The organism is Kitasatospora sp. NPDC096147, from assembly GCF_044763225.1.
Lineage (GTDB): Bacteria > Actinomycetota > Actinomycetes > Streptomycetales > Streptomycetaceae > Kitasatospora.
On sequence record NZ_JBIWFX010000020.1, the window covers coordinates 15158 to 37933 of the forward strand.

At 75.4% G+C, this 22776-nt stretch carries 22 protein-coding genes; 9 read left to right on the plus strand and 13 right to left on the minus strand.

The features are described 5' to 3' along the window. Positions 1-35: 35 nt before the first annotated feature. Positions 36-773 carry a class I SAM-dependent methyltransferase gene (locus ACIRBX_RS35275; RefSeq protein ID WP_402303807.1) on the minus strand — a complete coding sequence of 246 codons (738 nt, stop codon included), beginning with the start codon at positions 771-773 and terminating at the stop codon, positions 36-38. 264 nt (positions 774-1037) lie between these two features. Here ACIRBX_RS35275 and ACIRBX_RS35280 point away from each other — a divergent pair, with 264 nt between their 5' ends. The 4 genes from ACIRBX_RS35280 (at position 1038) to ACIRBX_RS35295 (ending at position 4962) form a co-directional block, all read left to right on the plus strand. Continuing rightward, positions 1038-1955 carry a DUF6891 domain-containing protein gene (locus ACIRBX_RS35280; RefSeq protein ID WP_402303809.1) on the plus strand — a complete coding sequence of 306 codons (918 nt, stop codon included), beginning with the start codon at positions 1038-1040 and terminating at the stop codon, positions 1953-1955. 129 nt (positions 1956-2084) lie between these two features. Continuing rightward, positions 2085-3083, plus strand: coding sequence for a phosphotransferase family protein (locus tag ACIRBX_RS35285; RefSeq protein WP_402303812.1), 999 nt, complete (start codon positions 2085-2087; stop codon positions 3081-3083). A 93-nt stretch (positions 3084-3176) separates the two neighbouring features. Further along, a complete protein-coding gene (locus ACIRBX_RS35290; protein WP_402303813.1) occupies positions 3177-4301 on the plus strand; it encodes a hypothetical protein in 1125 nt (374 codons plus the stop codon). A 415-nt stretch (positions 4302-4716) separates the two neighbouring features. After that, positions 4717-4962 carry a hypothetical protein gene (locus ACIRBX_RS35295; protein WP_402303816.1) on the plus strand — a complete coding sequence of 82 codons (246 nt, stop codon included), beginning with the start codon at positions 4717-4719 and terminating at the stop codon, positions 4960-4962. Between the two features lie 76 nt (positions 4963-5038). Here ACIRBX_RS35295 and ACIRBX_RS35300 read toward each other — a convergent pair whose 3' ends face one another. After that, positions 5039-5665, minus strand: coding sequence for a C39 family peptidase (locus ACIRBX_RS35300; protein WP_402303818.1), 627 nt, complete (start codon positions 5663-5665; stop codon positions 5039-5041). Positions 5666-5817: 152 nt separating this feature from the next. Here ACIRBX_RS35300 and ACIRBX_RS35305 point away from each other — a divergent pair, with 152 nt between their 5' ends. From ACIRBX_RS35305 to ACIRBX_RS35315, 3 genes are all read left to right on the plus strand, one after another. Further along, positions 5818-7320: an FAD-binding oxidoreductase gene (locus tag ACIRBX_RS35305; RefSeq protein WP_402303819.1), complete on the plus strand. Its 1503-nt coding sequence runs from the start codon at positions 5818-5820 to the stop codon at positions 7318-7320. A gap of 84 nt (positions 7321-7404) precedes the next feature. Next, the gene (locus ACIRBX_RS35310; RefSeq protein ID WP_402303820.1) at positions 7405-9612 is read left to right on the plus strand and encodes a sensor histidine kinase; all 2208 of its coding nucleotides are present in this window, start codon (positions 7405-7407) and stop codon (positions 9610-9612) included. A 128-nt stretch (positions 9613-9740) separates the two neighbouring features. After that, complete coding sequence (locus ACIRBX_RS35315; protein WP_402303821.1) at positions 9741-9917, plus strand: hypothetical protein; 177 nt, start codon at positions 9741-9743, stop codon at positions 9915-9917. 89 nt (positions 9918-10006) lie between these two features. Here the strand turns inward: ACIRBX_RS35315 and ACIRBX_RS35320 are convergent, their stop codons facing one another. The 5 genes from ACIRBX_RS35320 to fmt all read right to left on the minus strand — a co-directional run bounded on the left by ACIRBX_RS35320 (position 10007) and on the right by fmt (position 14307). Further along, positions 10007-10981: an aldo/keto reductase gene (locus ACIRBX_RS35320; RefSeq protein ID WP_402303824.1), complete on the minus strand. Its 975-nt coding sequence runs from the start codon at positions 10979-10981 to the stop codon at positions 10007-10009. Between the two features lie 107 nt (positions 10982-11088). Continuing rightward, entirely contained in the window at positions 11089-12525 is a 1437-nt protein-coding gene (locus ACIRBX_RS35325; RefSeq protein WP_402303826.1) for an RsmB/NOP family class I SAM-dependent RNA methyltransferase, read from the minus strand. Between the two features lie 42 nt (positions 12526-12567). Beyond that, the gene (locus ACIRBX_RS35330; RefSeq protein WP_402303828.1) at positions 12568-12846 is read right to left on the minus strand and encodes a hypothetical protein; all 279 of its coding nucleotides are present in this window, start codon (positions 12844-12846) and stop codon (positions 12568-12570) included. 50 nt (positions 12847-12896) lie between these two features. Beyond that, positions 12897-13274 carry a hypothetical protein gene (locus ACIRBX_RS35335; RefSeq protein ID WP_402303830.1) on the minus strand — a complete coding sequence of 126 codons (378 nt, stop codon included), beginning with the start codon at positions 13272-13274 and terminating at the stop codon, positions 12897-12899. A gap of 94 nt (positions 13275-13368) precedes the next feature. After that, a complete protein-coding gene (gene fmt / locus ACIRBX_RS35340) occupies positions 13369-14307 on the minus strand; it encodes a methionyl-tRNA formyltransferase (RefSeq protein WP_402303831.1) in 939 nt (312 codons plus the stop codon). A 224-nt stretch (positions 14308-14531) separates the two neighbouring features. On the opposite strand from fmt, the gene ACIRBX_RS35345 reads away from it, so the two are divergent. After that, the gene (locus ACIRBX_RS35345) at positions 14532-15086 is read left to right on the plus strand and encodes a hypothetical protein (protein ID WP_402303833.1); all 555 of its coding nucleotides are present in this window, start codon (positions 14532-14534) and stop codon (positions 15084-15086) included. A gap of 203 nt (positions 15087-15289) precedes the next feature. On the opposite strand, the gene helR is transcribed toward ACIRBX_RS35345, so the two are convergent. The 3 genes from helR to ACIRBX_RS35360 form a co-directional block, all read right to left on the minus strand. Next, positions 15290-17455: an RNA polymerase recycling motor ATPase HelR gene (gene helR / locus ACIRBX_RS35350; protein ID WP_402303835.1), complete on the minus strand. Its 2166-nt coding sequence runs from the start codon at positions 17453-17455 to the stop codon at positions 15290-15292. A gap of 153 nt (positions 17456-17608) precedes the next feature. Further along, positions 17609-18616 (minus strand): endonuclease/exonuclease/phosphatase family protein, encoded by a 1008-nt coding sequence (locus ACIRBX_RS35355; protein ID WP_402303837.1) that lies wholly within the window; start codon positions 18614-18616, stop codon positions 17609-17611. 246 nt (positions 18617-18862) lie between these two features. Continuing rightward, positions 18863-19255, minus strand: coding sequence for a hypothetical protein (locus ACIRBX_RS35360; RefSeq protein ID WP_402303838.1), 393 nt, complete (start codon positions 19253-19255; stop codon positions 18863-18865). A gap of 147 nt (positions 19256-19402) precedes the next feature. On the opposite strand from ACIRBX_RS35360, the gene ACIRBX_RS35365 reads away from it, so the two are divergent. Further along, on the plus strand, positions 19403-20182 hold the full coding sequence (locus ACIRBX_RS35365; protein WP_402303839.1) for a phosphotransferase enzyme family protein: 780 nt from the start codon (positions 19403-19405) through the stop codon (positions 20180-20182). A gap of 105 nt (positions 20183-20287) precedes the next feature. Here ACIRBX_RS35365 and ACIRBX_RS35370 read toward each other — a convergent pair whose 3' ends face one another. From ACIRBX_RS35370 to ACIRBX_RS35380, 3 genes are read right to left on the minus strand one after another with little or no spacing between them, the layout of a single operon-like run. Next, the gene (locus ACIRBX_RS35370; RefSeq protein WP_402303840.1) at positions 20288-20818 is read right to left on the minus strand and encodes a MarR family winged helix-turn-helix transcriptional regulator; all 531 of its coding nucleotides are present in this window, start codon (positions 20816-20818) and stop codon (positions 20288-20290) included. A gap of 32 nt (positions 20819-20850) precedes the next feature. After that, positions 20851-22044: a DUF6357 family protein gene (locus ACIRBX_RS35375; protein WP_402303841.1), complete on the minus strand. Its 1194-nt coding sequence runs from the start codon at positions 22042-22044 to the stop codon at positions 20851-20853. Positions 22045-22089: 45 nt separating this feature from the next. Beyond that, positions 22090-22656: a hypothetical protein gene (locus tag ACIRBX_RS35380; protein ID WP_402303844.1), complete on the minus strand. Its 567-nt coding sequence runs from the start codon at positions 22654-22656 to the stop codon at positions 22090-22092. Between the last annotated feature and the right edge of the window lie 120 nt (positions 22657-22776).

A 22776-nucleotide genomic window follows, 5' to 3' on the forward strand; every position in this document is an offset into this window, starting at 1 on the left:
GGCGGGGGCGGGGGTGGGGGCGGGTCGACTGGCCGTCAGACCGACAGAGCCAGCATCCGGTACAGCGGGTCCGGGCGTGCCGTGTCCTGAGCGGGCAACGCAGCCAACCGCCGGGTCACCTCGGCCACTTCCGCCGGGGACGCGTCCACGCACCATGGAACCCGCCCGGCTGCGATGGCCTCGCACCACTCGCGGGGGCTCCGGCCCTGACCCGTCCCCGGGAAGACCGACTCCCCCACCACCTCCATCCCGTGCGCCGCCGCCCAACCGAGCACGCGGCCCGCCGCGTCCGAGGCGGGCCGCCGGTGGCGCCCGCGCAGCTCCGCGCTGACCCGGCCGATGTCGCTCTCCACCGCGAACGCCGCGGCGTTCTTGTCCACGGTGCAGACGACCACTCCTCCGGGCCGCACCACCCGGGCCGCCTCCGCCAGCACCGCGTCCGGCTCCGGGAGCAGATGGAGCAGCCAGACCATCACCACGGCGTCCACGCTGTCCGCCGCCAGCGGGAGCCGCCCGGCATCCGCCCGCACCACCGCACCGGGCAACCGCCCGGCCGCCACCCGGAGCATCCCGGGCGAGAGGTCCGCCCCCAGCACCCGCCGCCCGGGGCGCACCAGACGCTCCGTCACGATGCCCGTCCCGCACGCGAGGTCCAGCACCGTGGCCGGCCCCTGGGGCAGCAGCCGCTCCAGGCCGGCGGCGGCGGCCAGCGCCCTCGGCTCGCCGCCCCTGGTCCGGTCGTAGCCACGGGCCTCGTCGTCGTAGTCGAGCACCTGTCGTCCTCCCAGCTTCGCGGTCCGGTGCACAGCAGCTTGCCCGACCGGCGCCCGGGCCCCGGGTTCGGGGTCACCCGACGCAGCCCGGACGGCTGCCGGCGGTACGTCACCGACAACCCCCTCGGGACCACCGCCCCGCAGGACACCACCGGACGGCCCCGGGCGACCTCCACCCGACCGGTGTCCGCCTGACGGACCGTCGCTTCCCCCGGCAACGGGGCCGCCCGACCGCACGTCAGTGGGACGTGCCAGAGTCTGCGCATGCTGGAGATCACGGTACGGACGGCGGACGGCGAGCGGCTGGTCCGTCCGACCCCCGAGGAGTTGGCCGCACTGGTGGCGCGGATCGGCGCGGACGGGGACCGCTTCCTGATCCTCCAGCGGGCACCCGACCTGCCCGACGTGTTCGCCCAGACCTGGCACCGGTCGGGGGACGTCTACGCGGTGGAGCACCGCGACGGCTCGGTCGAGCGGCACTTCGGGACGCTGTTCGACGACCCCGGGGCGGTGGCCGCCGCACTGACCGGCTGGGCCCGCGAGGAGCCGGGCTGGGACGCGGGGAAGGAGTGGTCCCGGCTGGTCTTCCCACCCGCACCCGAGGTGCCGCCGCTGGACCTGAGCACGGTGGACCTGACCGACCTGGAGGACCGGCTCCGCCTCGAACTCGCCTTCGGCTACACCGACCTGGCCCGCCTCGCCGAGCTCGCCGAGGACTACCTGGTGACCGCCGAGGGCCGTCCGGTATCGCCCGCCCAGGCCGAGGTCCTGGCCCGGCGGCTCTGGCTGGAGCGCATCACGGAGCAGGCCGCCTGGCAGGGCGAGACCGACCCGGAACGGCTGACCCGGGCCTTCGAAGCCCTGGAGCGCGACGGCCTCAGCACCCGCGAGCACTGCCCCTGTGTCGCCGACCGCTGCCGGACCGAGACCGACCCCGGAGCCACCCCCGGCGCACGGGGCTTCGTCCACTTCCACTACCAGAACACCGCGCAGGCCGTGGCCGGTGCCGGTCTGACCCTCCGTCACGGCGCCTTCGACGGCTCGGCCGAGACCTCCACCGCCGTCGGCCACCGGCTGGTGGCCGCCCTCCACGCGGCGGGCCTGCACACCGTGTGGGACGGCAGCCCCGACCAGCCCGTCACCGTCACCCCACTGGACTGGCACCGCCGCCTGATCGGCTAGGCCGCCCGCACCGGGACGGACACCGCCAGCGCGACCAGCGGCGCGGCGCCCACCCGTTGTCGAAGGCGGGTCCTCCCCCGAAGGTAATTGCCCCGCACCGGCGGCCCGCGTGTGCCTAGGCTGCCCGGCATGGATCATGCTGAGCACGGAACACCGGCCATCGACGACCACGGCTGGGCCCGCACCCGGACCTGGGTGGAGAGTCAACTACCATCCGGGGAGCGGGTCGTGGCGGCCGAGCGGCTGCGCGGTGGCTGGACGTCCGAGATGCGGCGGCTGCACACCGGGGGCCCGGGCGGCGGGCGTGCGCTGGTACTGCGCTCCTTCGTGCAGCCGTTCTTCCTGGAGCACGCGGACGGCCTGCTCACCCGGGAGGCGGACATCCTCACCCTGCTCGGCCCGGGGCCCGTCCCGGCGGCGGAGCTGGTGGCGGTGGACGCCACCGGAGCGCACTGCGACCACCCGTCCCTCCTGATGACCCTGCTGCCCGGCACCGTTCGGCTGGACGACGCGGAGGCGGCCGAGCGGGCCGAGCTGCTCGCCGTCCAGCTGGCCGCGATCCACCGGACCGGGGTGACCGACCGTCAGCGCCCTCGCGTTTACCAGGCCTGGACCGCTCCCGAACGCGTCCGGGTGCCCGAGCTGACCACCCGCCCCGAGCTCTGGCAGCAGGCGATCGACGTACTCCGTCAGGACCCGCCGCCCTACACCGGCCGTTTCCTGCACCGGGACTACCACCCGGGCAACGTCCTCTTCACGGGCACGAGCACTGGCACGAGCACCGGCACCGGCACCGACGCGGCACTGCGGATCAGCGGCGTGGTGGACTGGGTCGAGACCTCCTGGGGCCCGGCCGACCTGGACGTCGCCCACTGCTCGACCGCCCTCGCCCTGCTGCACGGCGCCCCGGCGGGCCTGCGCTTCCCCGACCACTACCGCGCGGCCGGCGGCGAACTGGCCCCGTCCCGCGAGGCCCGCCGCTACTGGCAGCTGCTGGACGCGCTCGCCTTCGCCCCCGACGCCGAGAAGGTCGCCGTCCCCTGGCGCGAGCTGGGCCGCACCGACCTCACCCCCGAGCTCCTGACGGCCCGTCTGGAGGCTTACCTCACCGGCGTCCTCGCGGGCTGACCCGAGCCGCGGTGCCCCGCTCTGGCCGAAACCGAGCGCTCCGCCCCGCCCCCTCCGGCGTCCTCCACCCCACACGGACCGGAGGGGGCGGGGATGCGCGCACTGGTGGGACCGGAGATGCGGAGCCGTTGGCTGTGGACGCTCGGGGTGGTCGTGCTGTTCCGCCTCGGCCAGACGCTCCCCGCGCCAGGGGCCCCGCGCGGGGGCCGGCGGATCGACGGGCTGCTCGACCTGCTGACCGGCGGCGGCCTGCACCGGCTCGCCCTGCTCGGCCTGGGGGTGGCACCCCTGCTGCTCGTGCCCGGGCTCCTGCTCCTGCTGCGGCGCGACGGCGACCGGCCACGCTCCGCCTGGCCGCCGCGCCTCACCGCCGTCGGCCTCGGCGCCCTGCTCGCCGTGCCCGTCGCCCTCACCACCCCGGCGGCCCGGGTGCCGCTGCTCGTCCTCTCCCTGACCGTCGGCACCGGACTGACCGTCCTGCTGGCCGAGTTGCTCACCCGGCGCGGCATCGCCGACGGGGCGTCGGTCCTGCTGCTGGTCCAGCTCCTCGCCGTGGTCCCCGGCCTGCTGCGCGCGGCGGGCGGCCCGGCGGCGGCCGTCCTGGTCCCGGTCACCCTGCTGGTGATCGGCGCGCTGGCCGTCGGCCGGACCGCCGAGCGGCGGGTGCCGGTCCAGTGGGCGAAACGGATGGTCGGCGTCCGCCCGCCCGGTGGCCGCTCCGCCTACCTGCCCTTCGGCCTCGGGCCGGCGTGGCCGTCGGCCGCCCTCCTCGCGCTGCTGCTGCTCCACCTGCCGGCCGCCGTCGGCCTGCGGCTGCGGGAGGACGGCCCGGTCTACCTGACGGCCCTTCCGCTACTGGTCCTGCTGTTCGCCCTGATCGCTTCCGCCCACGCCGTCGACGCGGACGGTCACGCCGACCGGCTGGCCCGCCAGGGCGCCTTCGTCCCCGGCATCCGCCCGGGACGGCCGACCGCCGAGTACGTCTCCTACGTCGGCCGCCGGGTGGCCTGGGCCGGGGCCCTCCTCGGCGCGGTGGTCGCCACCCTGCCCGCCCTGGCCGCCGCTCTGACCGGCGCCTCCGACCAGGTCTCCGGGACGGCCCTGCTCCTGCTCGCGCTCGCCGTGGTGGACGTCACCGGCCATGTGCTCCACCGCTCCGGCCTCGCCCACGCGGTCCGGGCGTACGCCGCCCGCACCCAGGACGCGCCCTCCGGCTGAACGGCGATCTGCGAGCCCGGCCGACCCGGTCGGATTCCGTCAACCCCCCTTCCCACAGGTGCAGTTGAGCACCAGTGGGACGGGAGTGAAGGATTCAGGAGGCGACGCGCGCCGGGCCGCGATCTCACCCGGTCCGCCTTCTCCCGAAGGTGCCACGCGCCGCCGTCGAGGCGGATAGCGTGCTGTCGTCCGAGAGCATCCTGGGGGGGTGGAATGGGCAGCAGGAGTCTGGGCACGTCGATTCACGCGAGGCACGCGCACGTCCTCGACACCACCGTCACCGGCGGGAAGATCAAGACGAGGATGATGACCTATCCGATCCCGGCCGACCCGGGGCGAGGCGCGGACGGTCCTGGTCTGCGGGGTCTGCAATGAGGCGGTCCCGTACCGGATCCGGGGCACCCTGCCCACCCGGGTGCGGCGGGCACTGTGGCTCCTGCTCGCGCTGGCCGGGGCGACCGCCATCTTCCTCTGCGTGTTCCGCGTGGACCAGACGCTGGACGCGCTCGGCGGATCGGGGACCGCGGTCGTCTTCGACCTCGTCTGCGCGGCGGCCGGACTCTACTCCGTGATCGGGGGCCTCTCCCGGTGGTGGCGGGAGGACGGAGTCACGATCACGAAGTCGAAGACCGGGAGCCACCGGCACGAGGTGCACCGCTGACCACCGGACCGTCCGTCGTCCCGCCCGCGGCCCGGGCGGGGCGGCGGACACCCTCCGACCCCGGGTCGGAGGGTCCTCAGACCGACGGGCTGCCGAGCACGATGCCGCGCCCCGCGTAGTACAGCGGCAGCGCCTCCCACGGCACCCGGGCGTAGCTCTGCGAGCCGTCCGGATAGCCGGAGGGGTTGTGGATCAGCAGTTCCCGGTCCGAGCCGCCCACCGCGAGCACCAGGTGGCCGCCCTGCCGCGGCGGGTCCGGGTCCAGGGTGCGGATGGAGGGGTGCACCGACAGCATGACCAGCCGCCCGGCCGCCAGTTCCTCCTGGATGCCGGACTCCGGGAGCGGCGACCTCGCGTCGGCGTAGAGGCCCCAGCGGGTGCGGACGTACTCGGCGAACGGCCGGTGGATCAGCCCGTCGAGCCGTCCGTCCGGGTGCCGGACGTACGCCCCGGCCGCCAGGCACTCCTCGGCGAGCCGGACGGCGGGCGGGCTGACGCCCCACCAGTAGTCGAGAGCCATCCGCAGGCAGGCCACCCCGCACAGCCGCCACGACCAGTACTCGTACTCCTCCTCGTCGGCCGCCCCCGAGCGGGCCCACAGCGGATCGTCCACCGCGAGCGCCGTCCCGGCCAGAATCCCGGGCACCAGCTCGGGTGACTCCCACTGTGCGTGGTAGGGGACCTGATGAGTGATCGGCTTCATCTGATAATCCTCACTCATCGCCGGGGGTCCTGCCGACCATGAGCGGCACTCTTGGTCACACTGGTGCCGCCCCTCCCCACCTGCCCCGACAGCCCCGTCCACCCCCTGCGCGCCCTCTGTCCACGAAGCAGCCCCGCGCCTACCGTGTCCCCATGACCGCACCCAGCCGTCGCACCCTTCTCACCCTCGGCCTCGGCGCCGCACTGCCCTCCTCCGCCCCCCGCGCCGCCGCCACCGCCGGCCCCGACTGGACCGGCCTCGCCACGGCGCTCCGCGGCGAGTTGCTCCGCCCCGCCGCCCCCGGCTACGACGCCGCCCGCCTCCCCCGCAACCTCCGCTTCGCCGACGCCGCCCGCCCCGAGGCGGTGGCCCGCTGTGCCGACGCCGCCGACGTCGCGGAATGCCTGCGGTTCTCCCGCCGCCACGGCCTGCGCCCGGCGGTGCGCAGCGGCGGCCACTGCTACGGCGGCTGGTCCAGCGACGCGCCGCTGGTGATCGACCTCGCCGCGCTGGACTCCGTCCGGGTGACGGAGGGTCAGGCCGAACTCGGCCCCGGCACACCGCTGATGACCGTCTACGCCGCCCTGGCCCGGCACGGCGTGACCATCCCGGCCGGAAGCTGCCCGACCGTCGGCCTGGCGGGCTTGGCGCTCGGCGGCGGACACGGTGTCACCAGCCGTGCGTACGGGCTGACCTGCGACAGCCTGCTGTCCGCCGAGGTGGTGCTGGCCGACGGCCGCACCGTGCGGTGCGACCCCGACCACGAGCCGGAGCTGTTCTGGGCCCTGCGCGGCGGCGGGAACGGGAACTTCGGCATCGTCACCTCGCTGCGCCTGCGCACCCACCCGGCGCCGGACTGCACCGTCTTCCAGTACTCCTGGGACTGGCCGGAGGCCGGCCGGGCACTGGCCGAGTGGCAGCGCTGGGCGTACGCGGCGCCGGACCGGCTCTGGTCGAACTTCCACGTCTGGACCCGCCCGGACGGGCCGTCGGTGGACGCGGGCGGCATCCTGCTCGGGCCGGCCGAGGAGTTGCGGCAGCTGACCGCCCCGCTGCTCGCCCGCACCGGACGGACCACCTCCGAACGGGTCGTCACCCGCCCCTACCTGGACACCATGCTGGCGTACGCGGGCTGCTCCACCGACCCGACCCCGGCCGGCCCGACCCCGGCCGACGGGGACCCGGCCGACCGCATCCCGACCGCGCGGGAGTGCCTCGACCAGGAGCGCCGGGCCTTCGCCGCCGCCTCGCACTTCTTCGACGACTTCCTCCCCGACCGGGCGCTGACCGAGCTGCGCCGCTTCGCCGAACGCCGCGACTCGGTCGAGGCGTCGATCTCCTTCACCGCCCTCGGCGGCGCGGTCAACCGCGTCCCGGCCGCCGACACCGCCTTCCGCCACCGGAGTTCGGTGCTGCTCGCCCAGCTGATCGCCGAGTGGCCGGCCGACGCCGATCCGGCCCCGCGCCTGCGCTGGGTCGCCGACGCCCGGACCGCACTCGCCCCGTACGCCAACGGCCACGCCTACCAGAACTACCGGGACCCCACCCTCACCGACTGGCGCATCGCCTACTACGGCGAGCACCTCCCCCGCCTCCGGGCCGTCAAGGCGGCCTACGACCCGGACCGCACCTTCGACTTCCCGCAGGCCGTCTGACCAGGACCACTGCGGACGGGACCGGACGGGTGAAACACCCGCCGGGCCGGGTGCACGGCGACACCCGCCGGGCAGGAAGCCCGCATGACCACACCCGAGGTGGCCGCACCCGTGGGCGCCGCGTCCGGGAGCGCCGCCGCGCCCACCGCCACCCCGCTCGGAGACCCCGACGGCTCCCCCGACGGCAAGCCCACCGTCACCCGCCCGAGCCTGCTGCCCGCCTACGCGGTCTTCGCCGTCACCCTGCTGGGCACGCTCGCCTGGGTACTGGTGGCACTCGGCAGCGACAGCGCGGAGCTGCGCGCCTTCGCCACCGGCTACGGCGCCGTCCAGGTGGTGACCGGCACCGGGATGGCGCTGGCCGGGGTGCTGTTCGCCACCCAGCACCCGGCGGTCGGGCTGGGCCGGCTGCTGCTGGCCGGCGGTGCGGGTGCGGTGCTGGCCGAGGCACTGCCCGCCGTCACCGCCGAACTCCTGCCCGGCACACCGCTGTTCACCCTCGCCTGCGGGCTCGCACTGATCGGCCGCACCCTCTTCCTGCTCGGCCTGTTCGCCCTCCCGCTGTTCCTCCCCGGCGGTCGGCTGCCCCGCCGCTGGGGCCCGCCGTACCTGCTGCTGCTCACCCTGCTGGCCGCCGTGCAGACCGGCGTCGGCGCGGCGGCCTTCGACCCGTGGTACGGCCAACCCCTGCCGCTGGACGGTGAGTTGCTCTCCCGCCCGTACGAGTGGACGCTCGACTGGCCGTACGCGGTCTGGCTCGGCGATGCGGTGGTCGGGGTCAACCTGCTGGTGATGACGGTCCGTTGGGCCCGGTCTCGCGGGCGGCAGCGGGTGTCCGGGGTGGCGATCCTGCTGCCGTACCTGCTGTGGATCGTGGTGGTGCTGCTCGGCTCGCTGCTCGGCCTGGGTGCCACCACCACCGAGCTGCTCTGGTACCTCACCGCGGCCGGCTGGCCGGTCGCCACCGCGCTCTCCTGCGTCCGGGACCGCTCGCTCCACCTGGACCGCCCCGCCCTGCGCACCCTCGCCGGGCTGCTCACCGCCACCGCGCTGATCACCGTCTACGGCCTCGCGGTGCTGCTCTCCTACCGCCTGCGACCCGACGGCTCGACCGCCAACGGCCCGCTTCCGGTCGCGGTCGCCCTGCTGATCGGCACCCTGCTGCGCCCGACCGCGCGCCGGGCCACCCGGCTGGTGGAGCGCTACTACTACGGCGACCGCTCCGAGCCGTACCAGGTGGTGCGCGGCCTGAGCGACCGGCTCGGCCGGGCGGTCTCCCCGGCCGAGCTGCCCGTGCTGCTCTGCGCCGCCGTGGTGGAGACGCTCCGGCTGCCCGGGGCCCGGGTGGTCACCCGGACCAGGGACGGCGAACGGGAGCTGGCCGCCCTCGGCGGCTTCGACCCCGGGACGGCGGTGCCGTTCCCGATGACCCATCAGGACGAGGAGATCGGGCGGCTGCTGGTGCCGCCCCGGCCGGGCCAGTCCGCGCTCGACCGGCAGGACACCGACGTGCTGGCCACCCTGGCCGCGCACGCCGCCCCGGCGATCGCCACCCTCCGGCTCTACGAGCAGCTCCAGGCCAGCCGGGAGCGGATCGTGCTGGCCCGCGAGGAGGCCCGGCGGCGGCTGCGGCACGACCTCCACGACGGGCTCGGCCCGATGCTCTCGGGCCTGCGGCTGCGGGTGGACGCGATCCGGGCGACCGAGCTCCCCGGCGGCCCGGGCGGCCCCGCCGACCGGCCGCTGACCGAGGTCTCGACCGGCATCGGCCAGGCCATCACCGAGCTGCGGCACATCACCGACGGGCTGGCCCCGGCCGCCCTGGACCGGCACGGGCTGGGCAGTGCGCTGACCACCCTGGTCGGCCGGCTGGCCGGGGCCGGGCCGGATCTCACCCTCGTCCTGACACCTGATCCGCTGCCGGCCCTGCCCGCCGCCGTCGAGGTGGCCGCGTACCGGATCTGCGCCGAGGCGCTGCACAACGCCGTCCGGCACGCCCGGGCGAGCCGGATCCGGCTCGCCCTCACCGTGCGGGAGGGGCAGGTGGAGGCGGAGGTGACGGACGACGGGTGCGGCTTCACCCCGCCGGCGGCGGGCAGGGACGGCGGCGGGATCGGCCTGCGCTCGATGGCCGACCGGGCCGAGGAGCTCGGTGGCCGGTTCTCGCTCACCCCCGCAGCGGCCGGCGGCACCGCCGCCCGTGCCGTCCTCCCGCTGCCCTCGCCCTCGACCCCGCCCGGCCCGAGCCCCTGCCCCGACCCACCCCGAGCAGACGGACCGGACCCACCCTGACCTCACCCGCACCGGCCCGAACACCCGGGACACGAACGGGACCAGCGCCCCGTGCGACCGACCCGGCCGGACCGTAGCGTGTGGAAGGCGCCGCCCGACCGGCGGCGCCCGGCGGAAGGACCCCGACCATGGAACGCGACCAGACCCAGCAGACCGCACCCGCCCGGGACGGCGCGGGCCGCTCCGAGCAGGAGCAGCAGCGCAAGGGCGGCCCGGCCGACGTCCGGCTGCGCTGCAAGATCAAGGACCGCTCGCACGGCGACTTCGCCTGCGTCCCCGACCCCAGCCGCTGCCCCAAGCAGTGAGCCGCCGACCGGCCGCCACCCACCGGGGTGACGGCCGGTCAGGCCGGACCCGACGGGGGGGCGGGCCGGACCCGACGGGCGACCGCAGGTCACCAGGCGTAGGCCTCCGGGGCGGGCTTGAAGCCCGGGAAGATCTCGTCCAGCCGGTCCAGCGACTTCTGGTCCAGCGTCAGGTCCAGCGCCCGGACCGCCGCGTGCAGCTGCTCCAGGGTGCGCGGGCCGACGATCGGCGCGGTGACCGCCGGGCGGCTGAGCAGCCAGGCCAGCGCGATGTCGCCGGGCTCCTCGCCCAGCTCGGCCGCGAAGTCCTCGTACGCCTCCAGCTGCTCGCGCCGCTTGGCCACCTCCTCGGCCACCCAGCCGTCGGCGAGCCGCCGCACCCCCTCGCGCTCCTTGCGCAGCACCCCACCCAGGATGCCGCTGAACAGCGGCGACCACGGGATCAGGCCGATGCCGTAGTGCTCGGCGGCCGGGGCCACCTCCAGCTCCACGCTGCGCACCGCGAGGTTGTAGATGGACTGCTCGCTGACCAGGCCGAGGAAGTGCCGGGCCCTGGCCGCCTCCTGGGCCTGCGCCAGGTGCCAGCCGCCGAAGTTGCTGGAGCCCACGTAGAGCACCTTGCCCTGGGCGACCAGCACCTCCATCGCCTGCCAGATCTCCTCCCACGGCGTGGCCCGGTCCACGTGGTGCATCTGGTAGAGGTCGATGTGGTCGGTGCCGAGCCGCCGCAGGCTGTCCTCCACCGCGCGCCGCACGTGCAGCGCGGAGAGCCGGCCCTCGTTCGGCCAGTCGCCGGTCTGGCCGTAGAGCTTGGTGGCCAGCACGGTCTTCTCCCGGCGGCCACCGCCCTGGGCGAACCAGCTGCCGAGGATCTCCTCGGTGCGGCCCCGGTGGCCCGGGCCACCGTAGACGTTCGCGGTGTCGAAGAAGTTGATGCCCACCTCGTGGGCGGTGTCCATGATCGCGTGCGAGTCCGGCTCCGTGGTGTGCGGGCCGAAGTTCATCGTGCCGAGGCAGAGGCGGGAGACGGACAGGCCGGTGCGGCCGAGCTGGGTGTACTCCATACCGGCCACCCTCCAGCCCGGCCGCCACCGCTGTCCAGCTCTTTCCGGCCGAAACCGGCGAAGCGTCAACTCCGCCCCACCAACGGGTGATCCGGCCGGCTCCGGCGTCAGCCGGTCCTGCGGAACAGCGCCAGGTACATCGCGTCCGTGCCGTGCAGGTGCGGCCAGAGCTGGACGTCCGGGCCCTCGCCCAGGCCCGGCATCTCCGGCAGCAGCGGGCGGGCGTCGATCCACTCCACGCCCAGGCCCTCGCGGAGCACGTCGTCCACCACCGCACGGGTCTCCGCCAGGTGCGGCGAGCAGGTCGCGTAGCCGACCACACCGCCGGGACGGGTGGCCCGGATCGCCCCGCGCAGCAGGTCCCGCTGGAGCGGGCCGAAGCCCGCGATGTCCTCCGGACGGCGGCGCCAGCGCGCCTCCGGACGGCGGCGCAGCGCGCCCAGACCGGAGCACGGCACGTCCACCAGCACCCGGTCGAAGCTGCCCTCGCCCCAGGCGGCCCGGGTGCCGTCCGCGACGATCACGCTGTACGGGCCGGGGTTCCCGTCCAGCGCGCGGGCCACCAGGCGGGCCCGGTGCGGCTGCTTCTCGGAGGCCACCAGCGCGGCCCCGCGCTCGGCGGCCAGCGCGCCCAGCAGCGCGGCCTTGCCGCCGGGGCCGGCGCAGCCGTCCAGCCAGAGCGCGTCCCGGCCCTCGACCGGCGCGGCGGCCAATGCCAACGCGACCAGCTGGCTGCCCTCGTCCTGCACCCCGGCCCGGCCCTCGCGGACCGCCTCGATGCCACCCGGCTCGCCGCCCTCGGCCAGCCGGACCGCGTACGGCGACCACCGGCCGGCCTCCGACTCCGGCCTGGCGTCCCGGAGTTCGGCCGCCGTGGACCGGCCGGGCCGGGCCACCAGGGTCACCGCGGGGCGGACATTGTCCGCCGCCAGCAGCTCCTCCACCGCCGCCCGGCCACTCGCCTGCGGCTGCCAGCGCCCGAGCGAGTCCCAGAGCGCCGAGACCACCCAGCGCGGGTGCGAGTGCACCACCGCGAGGTGGTCCTCGGCGTCCTCCTCGTAGGGCGGCGCGATCTGCCCGACCCAGGCGTCCAGGTCCTGCGCGCTGATCTTCCGCAGCACCGCGTTGACGAACTTCGCCCGCCCGTCGCCGAGCACCACCCGGGCCAGCTCCACCGTCGCCGAGACGGCGGCGTGGCTGGGGATGCGGGTCGTCAGCAGCTGGTGCGCGCCCAGCGAGAGCACGTCCAGCACCGGCGGGTCCACCTCGCGCAGCGGCCGGTCGATGCAGGCCGAGATCACCGCGTCGTAGGTGCCCTGCATCCGCAGCGTCCCGTAGACCAGCTCGGTGGCCAGCGCGGCGTCCCGGCGGTCCATCCCCTTCTGCTCCGCCTCGCGCAGCAGCGAGGGCAGGATCAGGTTGGCGTACGCGTCCCGCTCGTCCACCGCCCGCAGCGCCTTGAAGGCGACGATCCGGGCCGGGTCCTTCTTCGGACGGCGGTGCGGACGCGGGGGGCGCTTGGCGCCGGGTGCGGGGGTGCTCACGTGCGGGCCTCTCAAGGTGCTGCGGATCTCAGAGCGGCCAGTCTACGTGCCGGTCCGGCCCCGCCCGGCGAGCCGCCACAGCAGGTACCCGGTCCGCGCGGCCACCCCGGCGAAGCCCAGGGCCAGCAGGCCGAACAGCCCCGACCCCTGCAGCACCCCGACGAACGCGCGCAGCGCCAGGAAGAGGAACAGCCCGAAGTGCGCCGACAGCGGCACCCACCCCGAATCCACCCCGGGCCGCAGGAACCGCTGCCAGGCGGACCGTCGGGCGGGTACGGCGGAGCGGCGGGCGGGCAGGGGCCGGAGACCGTTCGAGGACACGATCGGTCATCCGACCAGGCATCGGCCTCCGAACGCAAGTGCCCGCCGGCTCAGGCCTCCGGGCGGACCGCCGGGCCCCCGAGGAGCAGGCTCACCCACCCGTCCAGGCGAGAGCCGAAATCCGCAGCGGAGGCGATACCGGAGGCCGGGAGGGCCCGGCACGCGTCCAGGCCGTCGAAGTGGTCCACGTCCGCCCACCCGCCCCGGAACATCACCACCGACAGCTCCGCCTCCGTCCCGGCGCGAAGGACCACACCCGCCGCATCGGGATCGTCCACCCGCGCCCGGTCCGTCTCCAGCACCTGCGGCCACCGGAGCACGTGGTCCCGCCAGGTCAGCGGACCCACCGTCAGCCCGGCCGCCCGCCACCCGGCGACCCGGCCGGCCACCTCCGCAGCCACCTCGTCGAGATCCACGACCCTGTCCACGAACCGGATCATGCCCCGGGCCGGCGGCCGGCCTCCATCGGATGTCGGAGCCGGTCCTCCCGAGTCCCCGAGCCCGGGGCTGAGAGCCCGAGGCTCAGAGCCCGAGGCGCTCGCCCGGCTCCAGGCGGACGCCGCGTGCCCAGTCGGCGCCGCGCATCGGCTTCTTGCCCTGCGGCTGGACCTCGCCGAGCTCGATGTCATGCGAGCCGGTGCCGACCCGGACGGAGTTCTTGCCGACGGCGGCGATCTCGCCGGGGGCCAGCTCCGTACTGTCCGTCAGGAGCCTGACCGGGCCGGAGAGCTTCAGGCGCTCGCCCCGGAAGGTGGTCCAGGCGCCGGGGTTGGGGGCGCAGCCGCGGACCAGGCGGTCGACCCGCAGGGCGGGGTGGGTCCACTCGATCCGGGCGTCCTCGACGTTGATCTTGGGGGCCAGGGTGACGCCCTCGGCGGGCTGCGGCACGCCGTGCAGGGTGCCGTCCTCCAGGCCGTCCATGGTGGCGACCAGCAGGCGGGCGCCGGAGACCGCGAGCCGGCCGAGCAGCTCGCCGCTGGTGTCGGACGGGCGGATCTCCTCGGTCAGCACGCCGTAGACCGGGCCGGAGTCGAGGCCCTGCTCGATCAGGAAGGTGGAGGCACCGGTCACCTCGTCACCGGCCAGCACCGCGTGCTGGACGGGCGCGGCGCCGCGCCAGGCGGGCAGCAGCGAGAAGTGCAGGTTGACCCAGCCGTGCTTGGGGAGCTCCAGCGCGCCGGGGCGGATCAGTGCGCCGTAGGCCACCACCGGGCAGCAGTCCGGGGCGAGTTCGGCCAGCCGGGCCAGGAAGTCCGGGTCACTCGGCTTGGCCGGCTTGAGCACCTCGATGCCCGCCTCCTCGGCCCGCTGCGCGACCGGGCTGGCGACCAGCTTGCGCCCGCGCCCGGAGACCGCGTCCGGACGGGTGACCACGGCGACCACCTCGTGGCGGTCCGAGGCGATCAGGGCGTCCAGGGCGGGGACGGCGACCTCGGGGGTGCCGGCGAAGACGAGGCGCATGCGGGTGAAGCCTTTCCGTACGGGGGCAGCGGCCAGTCTATGCAATCGCGGAGCACCCGTTCAGCGGCGTTTCTGGCATATCCCGTCTGCACCGGTCGCGTGACCAGCGGAGCCCTCGGGCGTTGGTCAAGTGGGATTGACCGGGCCACCGAAAAGCCCGGGCCGGGACCAGCACCCGGACAACAGCCGTAAGCGGCACGTACGGAGAGGTGGCAGCAGAGGCCATGGCCGAGCAGATCAACCACGATGCCCGAGCGCGGGCCAGCCTGCACCTGCTGGTGCGGGACATCGAACGGGTCCGGCGCCAGGTGGACGCGCTGCGCACCCTCACCGCCCAGCTGGGCAACGTCTACCGCCCCCGGCGGCCCTCCACCTCGGCCGGGTTCGTGGTCTACGGACGGGCGCCCGCACCGACCGTCCGGCTGGCGCAGGAGCTGCGCGAGAGTGTCGAGACGCTGGTCGCGGCGGCCGTCGAGTTCGACCGCGCGCTGGGCTTCTCCTGGGATTCGGTCGGCTCCGCCCTCGGGGTCACCAAGCAGGCGGTGCACCGCCGTTACGGCATGCGGCGGCCGAACGGCGAGCTGCTCCCGCCCTCCGTGCCGGCCCCGAGCCGCCCCGCCGAGGAGTTGTCGATGACTCGCGCGGAGCGTCCGGCCGACGAGCTCCCGGTGCCCCGCCCCGCGCGCCCCGCCGACGGCGTCCCGGCCACCCGGAGCCTGCCGCCCGCCATCCCGCCCGCCCGGCACCCCGAGCACCCGGGCGTCCCGCTGCGCGGCTGACCACCGAACCACCCGGAGCGCCGGCTCCGGACCAGCAGCACCGACGGCCGCTGACGACCGCTCAGGGGGCGTCCGAGGGGGGCGTCCGAGGGGGGCGTCCGAGGGGGCCGTCCGACCCACCGGGTCTGTGCGGGGCACCGGCCCCGCACAGACCTCACCGGCCCACCGGCCCACGGGCCCGACCGACCTGCGGGCCCCGGGCGTCAGCCGCCCAGCACCACCAGCTCCCGGGTCGCCCGGGTCATCGCCACGTAGCGGTCCACCGCACCCTCGACCCCGGCCCCGAACGAGGCCGGGTCGACCACCACCACCAGGTCGAACTCCAGACCCTTGGCCAGCGACGGGGTGAGCGAGCGGACCCGGGGGTCCTCCGGCCGGTAGCGCGGTGCACCGATCACGCAGGCGGTGCCCTCCTCGTGCTCGTCCAGCCACTCGGCCAGGATGCCGTCCAGTTCGGCCACCGCCCCGCGCCGGACCGGCACCCCGCTGCTGCGGATCGAGACCGGCACGTTGGCGTCCGGCAGGGCGGCCCGGATCTGCGGCTCGGCCTCGGCCATCACCTCTTCCGGGGTGCGGTAGTTGACGGTCAGTGAGGTGACCGTGGCACGGTCCAGGCCGATCCGGTCCAGCCGCTCCTGCCAGCTCTCGGCGAAGCCGTTCCGGGCCTGGGCCCGGTCGCCGACCACGGTGAAGCTGCGGGACGGGCAGCGCAGCAGCAGCATGTGCCACTCCGCGTCGGTGAGCTCCTGCGCCTCGTCCACCACCACGTGGGCGAACGGGCCGGCCAGCGGCTCGGCGGCCGCCGTCGGCACCGCGCCCGCATCCAGCAGCGAGTCCTGGAGGTCACGGCCCATCAGCATGGTGACGGCGCCCTCGCCGTCGTCGTCGGCCCCGGCCATCTCCCGGATCACGTCGTCCATCCGGGCCCGCTCGCTCGCCACGGCGGCCTTCTGACGCTGCTTCAGCCGCTCGGACTGCGGGTCCCCCAGCCGGTGCCGGGCGGCGTCCAGCAGCGGCAGGTCGGCGGTGGTCCAGGCCCCCGGGTCGGCCCGGCGGAGCGTCCGGACCTCCTCCGGGGTCAGCCACGGCGCGCACAGCCGCAGGTAGGCCGGCACCTCCCAGAGGTCGCCGACCAGGTCGGTCGCCTCGATCAGCGGCCAGGCCTTGCGGAAGGCCGCGACCAGCTCGGTGTCCCGGCGCATCGAGCGGGAGAGCAGCTCGACCGTGATCCCGGCCTCCTCGTCGAGCTGCTCGTGCACGATGGCGACCAGCTCGTCCCAGATCTGCCCGCGCGCCTCGTTGTGCGCAGTGCCCGGCTCGACCGCCTCGAAGGCCTGCGCCCAGTCCCGCGCGTTCAGCCCGAAGTCGCCCCACTCGGTGGTGACCTTGATGCCCTCGGTGGGCGGCTCCTCGTAGATCCGGACGGCCGACTCGATCGCGCCGACCATCTCCACCGAGGACTTCAGCCGGGCCACCTCCGGGTCCCGCTCGGCCGGCGCGGCGGCGCCCTCGGGCACCAGGTCGCGCAGGGTGCAGGTCCGCACGCCCTCCTCGCCCAGGCTGGGCAGCACGTCCGCGACGTAGTTCAGGTAGGGCTGGTGCGGGCCGACGAACAGCACCCCGCCCCGGCGGTGGCCGAGCCTCGGGTCGGCGTACAGCAGGTAGGCGGCGCGGTGCAGGGCGACCACGGTCTTGCCGGTGCCGGGGCCGCCGTCCACCACCAGGGCGCCGCGCGAGCCGGCCCGGATCACCGCGTCCTGGTCGGACTGGATGGTGGCCAGCACGTCCCGCATCTTCGGCGAGCGGCTGCTGCCGAGGCTGGCGATGAAGGCCGACTGGTCGTCCAGCGCGGCCCGCCCCTCCAGGCCGTCGGGGGTGAAGACCTCGTCCCAGTAGTCGGTGATCCGGCCCCGGGTCCAGCGGTAGCGGCGGCGGCTGGCCAGGCCCATCGGCTGCGCGTGGGTGGCGGCGAAGAACGGCTCGGCGGCGGGCGAGCGCCAGTCCACCAGCAGCCGGGTGCCGTCGGCGTCGGTCAGGCCGAGACGGCCGATGTGGACCCGCTCGCCGCTGGCCGCGTCCACCACGTGGCCGAGGCAGAGGTCGATGCCGAAGCGGCCCAGCGCGCGCAGCCGCCCGGCCAGCCGGTGCACCTCGATGTCGCGGTCCATGGCGGCCCGGCCGGCCCCGCCGGGTGCCTTGCGGGCGGTGTCCAACTGCTCGGTCAGATCGGCGACGGTGAGCTCCAGACTGCGGGCGATGGCCGCGAAGTGCCGCTCGTCGTCGGAGATCAGGGCCGGGTCGGCCTTGGCCGCCAGCCGGGCCGGCAGGTCGAAGGCGCTCTGGGTGGCGCGCGGAGCGGATGCGGACATAGAGGTGTGCAACTCGCGAATCTCCCAATTGCGCAGGTACTGACGTCGGCCTGCGATTGTGCGGCATCAGGGGGGCCTTGCGGCAAGGCCCCCCTCACGCTATAAGTTGGTAGTGGCCAGAAGAGTGTTCTCCGTCCTCTCCCCGGCCCCTCCTCAGCCCGTCAGGGCCAGCTCCGCCACCACCGCCCGGTGATCCGTCCCGGTCAGCTCGTGCTCGGAGACCGCCACCGGCCGCAGCGCCTCCCCGTGCAGCACGTGGTCGATCTGGATCACCGGCGGCAGCCAGGGCAGGTCGTGGTAGCCCTCCGGCCAGGTCGGCACCAGGCCCCGGCCCAACTCCTCGTGGGTGTCGGCCAGTCCGGCACCGAGCAGCTCGCGCATCGGCGCGTGGTCCAGGGTCGCGTTGAAGTCTCCCAGCATCACCGTGTTCCGGGGAGAGCGCGCCGCCTCGGACGTCAACTCCCGCATGCCGTCCGCCCACTCGGCCGCGTCACCGACCGGGTAGAAGGTGTGCACCGGCACCACCCGGACGGTCTTCCCGCCCACCGTCACCTCTCCGGCCGCCGCCGCTCCGGCGGTGGTCCCGACCCCGACCGGCGCCAGCGGCGTCCGGGAGTACAGCACGGTGTCCCCGGTGGCGATCCGATGGGGCATCAGCTCGGCCAGCCCGGCCGCCTCCAGGCGCCGGGCCGCCGCGGGGTACAGCTCCACCGCCGCCAGCACGTCCACCCGCTGCTCCCGCACCAGAGCCACCAGCGCGGCCGGCTGCACCTGGCCCATGTACGCGTTGCTGACCGCCACCCGGAGCCGGGGCGCTTCGGCCGGCACCGCACCGGCATCCGCCACCACCCTCGGCAGCAGCCAGGCCAGGTGCACCGCCACCAGCAGCACCGCCGGCAGCGCGGTGCGCCAGGCCCGCAGCGCCAGCAGCCCGGCCGCTCCCAGCAGCGCACCCAGCGCGGCGTACGGCAGCGTGGCGATCGGCACAGCCCAGAGGGTGCCGTCGTCGAACCCGCCGACCCGCACCACCGCGAGCACCAGGGCCGGCACCACGGCCAGCCCCGCCACCACGTACCCGACCCGCCACCACACCGCGCGCCGCCGCTCACCCGGAGTCGCCTCCGCGCCGCCGGCCACCCGCTCCGCCACCACGCTCGCCATGACGCTCCGCTCCCCGTTGCCCACTCCGACCAAGATCACCCGCTGCGCCCGGAGACGCCCGCACCACCGATCCCGGTTCCGCGCGCCCGTACGCTCACACCGCGATCCGGCCGGTTCGCCCCGGCCCGGCACTCCGGCACTCCGGCACGGCGACCCGCATCCCCGACGGCCGGCCGGGCCGACGGCCGCCCCGTCAGTCGACCGGAACCGACCGGCGCCGCGCACGGATCGGGCGGGGCGTCGCCGCTACCAGTACGTGGCCGGCCCCGTGAGGACCAGGCCGTCCTCGGTGGGCCTGAGCCAGAACCCCAGCGCCAACTCCGTCAACCGCGTCCGGTGGGTGACGTCCACCTGGAAGGTGTCGCCGGTGTGGCCCCAGCGGAAGTCCGCGAGATCCAGCTCACCGAGCCAGCGGAGATCCTGCTCCAGGGCCTCGGCCGTGCACCCTCCGCCCTGCTCCGTACCGTCGGAGCCCGCTCCGACGGACGCGGTCCACAGCGCCTTGAGCACGTGACGGACCGGATGATGGTCGACGAGCTGCACCGCCTCGGGAAGGCGCCCGGCCCGGAGCAGGCCGAAGTACCGGCGGACGACGGCTTCGACGTCCTGCTCGGCGGGGCGCTCCGTCCAGGTCTGCACTGCACGATCATACGAACCCGGCCACGGAGCACGGGAGATGACACCGCGTCCGTCAGCGGCCGGGCCCGGCACGCCCGCACCACCGACCCCGGGTCCGCGCACCCGAGCACGCGCACCCGAGCACGCGCGCCCCCGTACGATCGCACCATGATCCAGGACGGCGAGTCGATGCAGGGCGGCCTCTCCCTGGTCCGCCGCGAGGGCGACACCATCCGCCGCCCCTGGCGGAGTTGGACCCCGGCCGTGCACGGGCTGCTGCGCCAGCTGGAGCGGGCCGGCCTGACCGGCGTGCCCCGGGTGCTCGGCGGCAGCGCGGCCTCCGGCGAGGAGGTGCTCTCACTGCTCCCCGGCGAGGTCGGCCTCGGCCGCTGGCCGTCGGCCCTCCGCTCCGACCACGGCGTCACCGCCCTCGGGCGCTGGCTGCGCCGCTACCACGAGGCCGTCCGCGACTTCCGCCCACCGGCGGACGCGCTCTGGTGCGACCCGGACGCGCACTGGCGCCCTGGTCTGATCATCCGGCACGGCGACCTCACCCCGTGGAACACGGTCTGGGCCGACGACCACCTCGCCGGCGTCATCGACTGGGACCTCGCCATCCCGGGCACCCCGCTCCAGGACCTTGCCCAACTGGCTTGGTACGCCGTCCCGTTGCGCTACCCAGAGCGCCAACTCCGCGCCGGCTTCGGCCCCTCCGGCGCCCCGCTGGCCCGCCGCCTCCACCTGCTCTGCACCGCCTACGGCGCCGACCCGGCCACCGTCCTCGACACCCTGGCCGCCCTCCAGCGCGAGGAGACCGACCGCATCACCCGCCTCGGCCCCACCGGCGCCGACCCCTGGGCCACCTTCCTGCACCGCGCGTTCGTCCCGGACATCGAGGCCGAACGCACCTGGGCCCTGGCCCGCCGGGCCGAACTCCTCGACCGCTGACCGGGTGACACGACGAGATCCGCACCGCCCTCGGCCGCGACCTCTCGACCGCCCGCACGGCACTGCTCGCGGGCGCGGAGTCCGTCCGCGACTGGTGACGCTGCCTCAGGCCCCCTCCGGACGGGCGGCCAGGATGCGGCCCAACAGCCCCGTCAGCACCGCCCGTTCCTCCCCGTCCAGCCCGGCGAACCACTGCTGCTCCCGCCGGGTCTGCTCCGCGAACGCCTCCCGCACCGCCGCCTCCCCGGCCTCCGTCAGCGCCACCGCCACCGCCCGCCGGTCCTCCGGCAGGGGCCGGCGCTCCACCAGGCCGTCCCGCTCCAGGGTGTTGACGGCGTTGGTGACCGCCGAGCGTGACATCGCCGACAGCTCGGCCAGCCGGGCCGGCTGGGTGGGCCCGAGCAGCCAGAGCTTGAACATCAGCCGGAAGCCGGGCAGCGTCCAGCCGCGCGGCCGGTGGATGCGGCTCTCCAGATCGGCCACCACCAGGTACGACAGGTGCAACAGGTGGTGCGCCAGGGCGAACGCCTCCGGGTCGGCCGGCGACGGCATGGCCGCCACCCTGTCCCGGGCGTACTCGGCGTACCTGAGGTCCGGACGGTCTGCGCTGCTCTCCACCCCGAGAGTCTCGCCCATCCCGCCCGCCTCCGGTGCACCCCGACGGCCGGTCACGCCCACCGGTCGAGCTCGGCGTCGATCCGGGGGTCGGTGCGCACCCACACCTCACCGTCCGGCGCTCCCGGCGGGGAGTCGACCAGCACCAGACCCAAGGTCCGCACCGCCTCCAGGAGTTGACCCCGGGCCTCCCCCGCGTCCGCCACCGTGTCACCGTCGAAGAGGACGTAGTGCACGTCCCAGGGGTCGTTGTAGCCGGAGTCGGCCCAGATCCGGCAGAAGCGGTCCACCGCCGCCGGGTCGAGCGGCTCGCCCTCGGCCGGCTCAGCCCCGGGCCCGGCACTCGCCGCGAACCCGCGCGCGATCTGCTCTCCGCTCCACCACGGCGCCGCCTCGGCGACCACGGCGGGTGTGAGGTCCGCCGGGTCGAGGAAGCCCGCCAGCAGCCGGTCCACCCCCGTGGCCTCGATACCGGCCCCGTCCTGCTCCAGCCGGACCACCAGGCCGTCCGCCGGCGCCCAGGGGCCGGAGAGGTGGAACACGCCGGTGGCGGCCACCAGCGTCCCGCCGTCGGGGTGCGGGACGTTGGCGGTGGTCCCGGTGGCGGGCAGGTCCCGCACCAGGGCGAGCAGGTCCTCGGGCACGCCGTCGTACCGCGCCGCCCGAGCCCGGGGGTCCGGGTCCGCCTCCCCTTCGAAGGTCACCAGCAGGCCCCGACCCCCGGCGGTCAGCCAGGCGTTGACGGTCCGTCCGGCGCCGTCGACGTAGCCGAGGTGGGTGACCCCGCCGACCGTCACCGGCTCGCGGCCGTCCACCCGGGTCAGGACCTCCAGGCGGCGGCGCAGCTCACGCGGGTGGGTCCGCCGCAGGACCGATCCGTCGAACTCGGTCCGCAGGCGCGCCCGCCCCACCGAGGCCAGGTCGGGGTGCCAAGGGCCGTGGCGCTCCAGGGCGGTGAAGCCGCCGCGGGCGAAGTTCATCGCGCGGATCAGGTGCTTGCCGTCCTGACCGGCCAGCCCGTACTGGGTCCTGGGGTCCGCTCCGCCCCCGACCCGGCTGACCAGCCCGTCCTCGAACAGGAAGACCAGCGCCTCCCCGGTCTCCGCGTCCTCGATGCGGAGCGTGGCACTGCCGGTCTCCCGCCTCGACTCCAGGAACTCCCGGCACGCCTCGTTGACCGACCCGGGGTCACCGGGGTGCCACTCCAGCACGGTGCCCCGGTCGTCGCTGAAGATCAGTGCTCTCATCGTCGCCCTCGTCCTCGTCGTCCTGCTCGTCCTGCTCGTCCTCGTTCAGCCCGCGGCCGGGATCGGCCACGACCACACCACATCGGCGGCGTCACGCTCCCTGACGATCCGTCGGTACCGTGACGCCTCGCGCTTGGTCCCGGCGTTGACCGGACGGTAGTGCACCCAGTCACCGGGGACGAGGTGCAGCGCCAGCGACTCCACCCCGGCCGACCGGTCGACCGAGTGCGCCAGCACCACCCCGAACTGCTCGATGCGCCACAGGCACGGCCCAGCCGCGATCGCGCCGGCCTCGGCCAGCCGCCGCCCGTACCCCTCGTCGCGGTCGAGCTCCAGCTCCCCGTGGAAGTCGTCACCGCCGTAGAAGTGGACACAGGCGCGCTGCAGCGCGTGCCTCGGCTCCGCCAACCGCAGCACCGCCCCGGGCCCACCGCCCTCCACCAGCGGCAGCACCCCGAGCGGGAAGATCGCGTACCGGCCCCGGTCGACCACCGGGAAGCCCAGCTGCGCCCAGTCCGGCGTCCGGTCGGAGTACCGCCGGCCCAGCACCCGCTCGAACGCCCGCAACACCGCCAGCCCGTCCGCGATCAGCCCCTCACCAGCGTCGTCCACCGGCCACCACCTCCTCACCCGATCATGCACGGCCGGTCCGACACCCCCGCCGGGCACCCCACCCCTCCCGCTGTCCCGAAGGGTCTTGCGCAAGCGACCCCGACAGGAGATTGTTACGGC

Coding starts and splice junctions, on each gene's coding strand:
- ACIRBX_RS35280 (WP_402303809.1), top strand. CDS start 1,038: ATGCTGGAGATCACGGTACGGACGGCGGACGGCGAGCGGCTGGTCCGT.
- ACIRBX_RS35285 (WP_402303812.1), top strand. CDS start 2,085: ATGGATCATGCTGAGCACGGAACACCGGCCATCGACGACCACGGCTGG.
- ACIRBX_RS35290 (WP_402303813.1), top strand. CDS start 3,177: ATGCGCGCACTGGTGGGACCGGAGATGCGGAGCCGTTGGCTGTGGACG.
- ACIRBX_RS35300 (WP_402303818.1), bottom strand. CDS start 5,665: ATGAAGCCGATCACTCATCAGGTCCCCTACCACGCACAGTGGGAGTCA.
- ACIRBX_RS35305 (WP_402303819.1), top strand. CDS start 5,818: ATGACCGCACCCAGCCGTCGCACCCTTCTCACCCTCGGCCTCGGCGCC.
- ACIRBX_RS35310 (WP_402303820.1), top strand. CDS start 7,405: ATGACCACACCCGAGGTGGCCGCACCCGTGGGCGCCGCGTCCGGGAGC.
- ACIRBX_RS35315 (WP_402303821.1), top strand. CDS start 9,741: ATGGAACGCGACCAGACCCAGCAGACCGCACCCGCCCGGGACGGCGCG.
- ACIRBX_RS35320 (WP_402303824.1), bottom strand. CDS start 10,981: ATGGAGTACACCCAGCTCGGCCGCACCGGCCTGTCCGTCTCCCGCCTC.
- fmt (WP_402303831.1), bottom strand. CDS start 14,307: ATGCGCCTCGTCTTCGCCGGCACCCCCGAGGTCGCCGTCCCCGCCCTG.
- ACIRBX_RS35345 (WP_402303833.1), top strand. CDS start 14,532: ATGGCCGAGCAGATCAACCACGATGCCCGAGCGCGGGCCAGCCTGCAC.
- helR (WP_402303835.1), bottom strand. CDS start 17,455: ATGTCCGCATCCGCTCCGCGCGCCACCCAGAGCGCCTTCGACCTGCCG.
- ACIRBX_RS35355 (WP_402303837.1), bottom strand. CDS start 18,616: ATGGCGAGCGTGGTGGCGGAGCGGGTGGCCGGCGGCGCGGAGGCGACT.
- ACIRBX_RS35365 (WP_402303839.1), top strand. CDS start 19,403: ATGATCCAGGACGGCGAGTCGATGCAGGGCGGCCTCTCCCTGGTCCGC.
- ACIRBX_RS35370 (WP_402303840.1), bottom strand. CDS start 20,818: ATGGGCGAGACTCTCGGGGTGGAGAGCAGCGCAGACCGTCCGGACCTC.
- ACIRBX_RS35375 (WP_402303841.1), bottom strand. CDS start 22,044: ATGAGAGCACTGATCTTCAGCGACGACCGGGGCACCGTGCTGGAGTGG.